A 6909-nucleotide genomic window follows, 5' to 3' on the forward strand; every position below is an offset into this window, starting at 1 on the left:
ATTTGTCCGGCATCATCTACCAAACCACCCGCAATATTTGTTCCACCCAAATCTATCCCGATAAACATATGAGCCTCCGATTTAATAATAGTCAACCATAATTATACATCAATTTGCTCGATATTCCAAATATCTTTCGCATACTGTAAGATGGTTCTATCACTACTAAACTTGCCAGCATTTGCAAGGTTTGCGAGACATTTTTTAGCCCACTCTTTTTTGTTTCTATAAGCCCTATCCACGTCCTTTTGAGCCGCTACATATGCATCAAAATCATGTAAAATGAAATAATTATCCGGTTGATGCCAAGACGCTCCAAGAAGTAAACTGTTATGAAGTTCCTTGAACATACCAGTACCATCGTCATCAAAAGTACCATCGATTAAGGTATCGACAATTTGTTTAAGTCTTGGATGGCTCATATAGATTTCGACTGGATCATAGCTGTTTTTTAAGGCTTCAATTTCTTCAGACTTCGCACCGAATATGAAATTGTTTTCAAGACCTGCCTCTTCCACAATTTCAACATTTGCCCCATCTAAAGTGCCTATGGTCGGTGTTGCATTGAGCATAAATTTCATATTACCAGTGCCTGACGCCTCTTTGCCAGCAGTTGAAATTTGCTCCGATAAATCAGCAGCAGGGAAAAGTCTCTCGCCATATGATACCCTATAATTTGTGACAAAAACAACTTTTATTCTTCCGTTTACATCTTGGTCATTATTTACAAGCTTTGCAATTTCATTGATGAATTTAATAATACCCTTTGCACGTAAATAACCTGGCGCTGCTTTAGCACCGAAGATAAATGTTCTAGGCACCATATCAATCTGTGGGTTTTCTTTAATATCAAAATACATATTGAGAATTTGAAAGGCATTGAGAAGCTGTCTTTTGTATTCATGAAGACGTTTAATTTGGATATCAAAGATTGAATCTGGATTCAGGTCTATACCTTCTACCGCTTTAATGTAGTCTACCAATTGTATTTTCTTCGTTTTCTTGATTGCCATCAGTCTGTCTAAAATTGCATCATCTTCACGATACTGGTTTAGGGTTTTTAAGGTTTCTAAGTCCTTAAGCCAGTTTGGATCATCCAGCATCTCATCCAAGAAGGCAGTCAACTCAGGGTTACAGAGTGCAAGCCATCTTCTCTGTGTAATCCCATTTGTCTTGTTTTGGAACTTATTAGGGAATAGCGCATACCATTCCTTTAACTCCTGATGCTTTAAAATTTCTGTATGGAGCTCTGCCACACCATTGATTGCCTTTGAACCATAAATGGCAAGATAGGCCATATGGATCATATGATCAGAGATAATTCTCATTTTCTTAACGGTATCTTTGTCATAGTTTAGGGCATGCAACTCTGCTACAAACATTTTATCGATCTTAACGATAAGCTCATGAATTCTCGGTAAAAGCTCCTTATAGAATCCTTCCCACCATTTTTCAAGTGCTTCCATTAAAATCGTATGGTTTGTGTATGCAAAGGTTTCTGTCGCTATATGCCATGCCTTTTTGAAAGTTAAATGTTCTTCATCGATTAAAATTCTCATAAGTTCTGGAATTGCAACAACGGGATGTGTATCATTTAACTGAATTGCTACAAACTCTGGAAACTTATCAAAATGATTTCCATGAGTTTGCTTAAATTTCTTAACTAAATCTTGAATAGATGCCGATACAAAGAAGTACTGTTGTTTTAACCTTAAGATCTTACCTTGGTTTTCAGAATCATTTGGATAGAGTACTCTCGAGATGTCTTCTGCTCTATTTTTAGCCTTCACCGCCAAATCGTAATCTTGATCATTAAATTTTTCAAAATCAAAAGGAATTACCGCTTCTGATTTCCATAATCTCAATGTGTTGATGTTATTTACATCATACCCGATTATAGGGGTGTCATAAGGTACTGCTCTCACATCACCATCCTCAAAGTGTACAATTACAGATTCATCAAATCTACGAATTGACCAAGGGTCTCCATATTTTAGCCATTCATCTGCTTCTTCTTTTTGAAAACCATTTTCTATGAGTTGTTTAAAAATACCATAGTCATATCTAATGCCATAGCCATGTAAAGGCACTCTTGTTGATGCAGCTGAATCTAAGAAACAGGCTGCCAAACGACCTAGTCCACCATTTCCAAGACCTGCATCTTCCTCAATTTCTTCAATATCGTTTAAGTTTAGACCAAGCTCATCTAATAAGCTTGCAACTTCTTTTGTCTTACCTAAATTCAATAAGTTGTTGCCGAGTGCACGGCCCATGAGGAACTCTGCCGAAAGATAAAAAGCTTGTTTCCCTTTTGCATAAGTTTTACTAGAAGTTTCCCATTGATCTGTTAATGAGACCATCAAAGTCTTGGATAATGCTTGATAAATTTCTTGTTTAGATGCATTCTCCACTGATTTTCCATATTCAGATTTCAAAATAAATTTAATGTCATTTAAATATTGATTCATAACACTCATCCTCTCTTCTTAAAACACAAATTTTCACTCACCTTAGATTTAGTTTTTACTAAGGTCTTAGAACAAAAAGCTTTTCTTGATCCTATATTTTTCATTATCTGTAACTACTTTTTTCGATTCATCAACACTAAGTGAAGCGATACTATATTGGTTGGCTTTAAATGCAAACGATTCTCCATCATCATCATATAAATCGTATGTTGCATTTGTGCCACCATAACCGATCACAAGAAGTTCTTCAGTGAACAACTTACTCACGCGGTTCATAGGTGCAACAAGTGGTAATATCTTGTTAGGTCTAATGAAAATTAGAAGTTCATAAAGTTCTGCCTTAATATAGTGATATCCGGCCTCAACTTCTTCAAATTGATCTCCATTAATATTCTCAAAAGCATTCGCTTTCCAAAGCAGCATTTTCTCAGGCAAATAAACCATACGCCCTCTACCGTTTTGCTCATATATTGGCGCAACCATCAAAGCGTCACCAACGAGCAATTGATCTTCAACTGATTTTGAAGCTGTATCATGGTATACAAAACTCAGTGGTTTGAACATCATGTCATAATTTATAGTGGCTTTCATAAATTCCGAATATAAATAAGGCACCAATGCATATCTTAACCTAATAACATTTCTAATCTGCTGTCTAATTTTTTTCTCAAATCGCCATGGCTCTTGCATTTTAGTCCCCATGGCACTATGGTTTCTGAGCAAAGGGGTAAAGAGACTAAACTGCATCCATCTCACCATGAGCTCTGGGCTTACATCATCCGCAAAACCACCTGTGTCAGCCCCAGAATACAAGAAGCCCACCATGTTAAGTGAAGGCATCATTTGAATGTTTAATTTCAAATGCTCCCACCAAGATTGATTATCTCCTGTCCAGATTCCCGAATGCTTGGCCATGCCAATGTGGGATGCTCTTGTGATCATCAATACCCTTTGGTTTTCATTATAGGCCTTGAAACCTTCATCTGCAGCCCTGGTCATATTGTAGCCAAACAGATTGTGAACATCATAATGGTTTACGCGTTTGCCAGAAACCATATGATACATGCTCTTGTAATCATCAATCGAATTGGATAAGCCTTGAACCTTTTCCATCATTTCAAAGAAAGTATAGATGTCCAAATTCTTATTTTCATGTGCTTTAAGCCATTCAAACGTCTCTTTGAGTCTTTTTTCTGAATAGAAGATTGCGGGTTCATTCATATCATTCCAGAAACCTTTAATCCCTTGATCCAATAAAAATTGATACTTGCTACCAAACCACTTCCTCGCATTCTCATTTAAGAAGTCCGGAAAATGAACTTTCCCAGGCCAAACTGCTGCTACAAATGGCTTGCCCTCTGCATCTGTACAGAAATAATCATGCTCTATGCCTTCTTCATATATGTCATAGTCCTTCTCAATTTTGACCCCAGCATCAATAATAGGGATCAACTTTATATCATCTTCAAGCATATTTTGCGTAAAGGTTTTAAATGAAGGAAAACGTTCATCACTTACTGAAAAGTCTTTAAACCTTTCCATATAATCAATATCTAAGTAGATCGCATCACATGGAATATCGTATTCATTAAATCCATTTGCGATTTCGCTGACAATTTCGGCAGTTTCATAGCTCCATCTGCTTTGCTGATAACCAAAGCCCCACTTAGGTGGCACATAATTCATACCGATGCTCTTCCTAAATTGTCTAACAATCTCATTTAAGTCACCTTGAAAAATATAGATATCAAAATCACAACCATCCACTAAAACATTCATCTCATCTATGTTTGAAAATCCGATATCATATGATATTTTACCTGCAAAGTCGATATAGACCCCATAGTTTCTTTCACCATGAACAATAAAGAAATTATGCGCGGCATAAAGAGATTTCTTTCCCGGCAAATGCTTTGGTTCATCAGAGCAAAACGACTCATATTGATAGCCTCTTTTGTTTATGCCTCTTAAATTTTCACCTAAGCCATATACGATATCATTGGTACCGAGCTTAATATTTAAAACCACTTCTGTCTTCAAATCACTTATTTCAAAGAAAGGACTGTAATCAAAAGTCGTTTCTTGATAGTTCGATGCTAAAATGGTATCTGTAGGAAACATATGTCCTATGCTTATTTTCATAACTTGGCTTTCATTTTTATAGGTTGTCATTTTTATTTACCTCCACTTCTGTTGCAGCTTGATTCCCTTATCATCAACTGCGTTGGAAATTCTACATGCTTGTGACTCTCTACCGCCTCCAAAAGACTCACCATAATCTCTGCAGTGGAAATCGCAATTTCCCTAACCGGCTGTCTAACGGTGGTCAAGGATGGATTAAAATAAGCCGCATAATCGATATCATCAAAACCGATTACAGAAATATCTTTTGGTATAATTAAGCCTCTATCTAAGATCGCTTTACTTGCACCGATCGCCATAATATCCGATATTGCAAATACAGCAGTTATATCAGGCGCTTTATCAAGAAGCCTATTCATGGCTTCATATGCAGTTTCAAAAGTATATGCCCCCATATCAAAATAGAGTTCATTTTTTTCAATTTCAAAATTTTCAAGTGCTTTCATATAACCTCTAGTTCTTGCGGCACCGATGGACAAGTCCCCAGCACCAGTGGTTATAATTCCGATCTTACGATGTCCTTCTTTACAAAGATAGGAAACCGCATCATAAGCAGCACGCTCGTTATCAATTGCCACACTAGAGTATAAATTTTTATTGATAGACGCGTCTATATTGGTAGATGCCACCACAAGTGGAACTCCAAGTCTAATTAGGTCTGTTTCTGTAACATCATTGAAATCACCACCTAAGCAAATAAGACCACAGAGTTTCTTTTCCATGATGAACTCATAGGCAATATCAATATCTCTCATTAGCTCATTACTTTTCAAGATATCCAATTGACTTGCAGAATTGTCACCATTATAATGGCTTAGCAAGCCATATCCCTGTGCAGAAAGTATATTTTCAATTGAACCCAGCATCTGTGCAAAAAAAGGATTGTACAAACCCTTAATTAAAATGCCCACATCATCAGATTCAGTTCTTTTCAAATTTCTTGCACTATTGTTTGGTATATAATTATACTCTTCGATGATCCTAAGGACATTTTCCCTAGTCTCAGCTTTAACATCCGGATGCTGGTTGATTACCCTTGATACCGTACTCACACCAACGCCGGCTAATCTTGCAACATCTTTAATATTTATATTCTTCATAATTTAAAGGCTCCCATCACGACATTAAAGACTACAAATCAAACAAGCAAAATGTTTTGGTAACGTTTTCGGTAACGTTTCCATTAAATTATATCACAGATTTTATTTGAAGAAAACTAGCAATAATTGTCCCACTATCGGCCCTGCAAAATATGCTTTACACGCCTTATTTTGAAGCAACAACATTTGAGCCACCTTCGATGTCTCAATCCAATTATCGCTGAGGCAGTTTGAGATTAAACATTTCTCAACACAGCTTTTGGTTCAAATTTTGTTGTATACAATCATTTAACACCAAAACCTTGTTTTGTCGCATCTAACCGCTTTTCGCAAGTTAGTAATTCTTTCTCAAAGCTGGATGAGAACTAATGATATATAATAAAAAAAAAGAGCCCTTAGGCTTCTTTTATATGTTTTCAAGTAAATTAAACTGTTTATAATCTTGATCTTCAAAGTTTGAAAGCGTAAGGCCTACAAGTCTCACTGGCTTTTCAAGTTCTAGTCCATCAAATAAGCTATCCAGCGTTTCAATCAGTATTTTTAGATTGTTTGTGTAATACTCTAGACTATAGCTCTTTGTAAATTGCTCAAAATCTTCATATTTTATTTTAATGGTCATGGTCTTTGACATCAAAGAACGATCCTCCAGTGCCTTTTGAATCCTTATGAGATATTTATCTAGGATTTTTTTAATCACATCACGGTCAATTGTATCTTCTTCAAGTGTCGTCTCTTTTCCATAGGACTTTCGATCATGGTATTCCTCAACTTTTCTCATGTCAATACCGTGTATTCTATTAAAAATTTCTGTGGCATAACTTTCACCTAGAAAATCATTTAGGAAGGACTGGGGATAATTATATAAATCTTCTATTGTAAAAATACCAATATTATTGAGCTTTTGGCATGTTTTCTTGCCAAGTCCATGAATTCTTATGATAGGTAATGGCAAGAGTAATCCAGGGATATCCTTTTCCTCAATAACGAATATGCCATTGGGCTTGTTCCAATCAGAAGCTAATTTGGCTAAAAATTTATTGTAGGAAATTCCCACAGAAACAGTTAGTCCTGTCATTTCTGTCACAGCTTTTTTCAACGACATTGCAATTTCCATTGCAGGTTGTTCACATGCTGTGATATCTATGTAGGCTTCATCAATAGAAACAACCTCAACATGGTCAAAGTGTGCCCTCATATAG

Annotated in this window: 4 protein-coding genes; all 4 read right to left on the reverse strand. The window is 36.2% G+C overall.

Annotated features, from left to right (window positions below; genetic code table 11):
* Positions 1 to 101: 101 nt before the first annotated feature.
* On the reverse strand, positions 102 to 2468 hold the full coding sequence (locus AC220I_RS15745) for a glycogen/starch/alpha-glucan phosphorylase (RefSeq protein WP_486724813.1): 2367 nt from the start codon (positions 2466 to 2468) through the stop codon (positions 102 to 104).
* A gap of 66 nt (positions 2469 to 2534) precedes the next feature.
* Positions 2535 to 4640: a TIM-barrel domain-containing protein gene (locus AC220I_RS15750; protein ID WP_486724814.1), complete on the reverse strand. Its 2106-nt coding sequence runs from the start codon at positions 4638 to 4640 to the stop codon at positions 2535 to 2537.
* A 2-nt stretch (positions 4641 to 4642) separates the two neighbouring features.
* The gene (locus tag AC220I_RS15755) at positions 4643 to 5710 is read right to left on the reverse strand and encodes a LacI family DNA-binding transcriptional regulator (protein WP_486724815.1); all 1068 of its coding nucleotides are present in this window, start codon (positions 5708 to 5710) and stop codon (positions 4643 to 4645) included.
* A 406-nt stretch (positions 5711 to 6116) separates the two neighbouring features.
* On the reverse strand, positions 6117 to 6909 hold a 793-nt coding region (locus AC220I_RS15760), incomplete at its 5' end, for a Y-family DNA polymerase (RefSeq protein WP_486724816.1).

Source organism: Fusibacter sp., assembly GCF_057447755.1.

Coding starts and splice junctions, on each gene's coding strand:
- AC220I_RS15745 (WP_486724813.1), bottom strand. CDS start 2,468: ATGAATCAATATTTAAATGACATTAAATTTATTTTGAAATCTGAATAT.
- AC220I_RS15750 (WP_486724814.1), bottom strand. CDS start 4,640: ATGACAACCTATAAAAATGAAAGCCAAGTTATGAAAATAAGCATAGGA.
- AC220I_RS15755 (WP_486724815.1), bottom strand. CDS start 5,710: ATGAAGAATATAAATATTAAAGATGTTGCAAGATTAGCCGGCGTTGGT.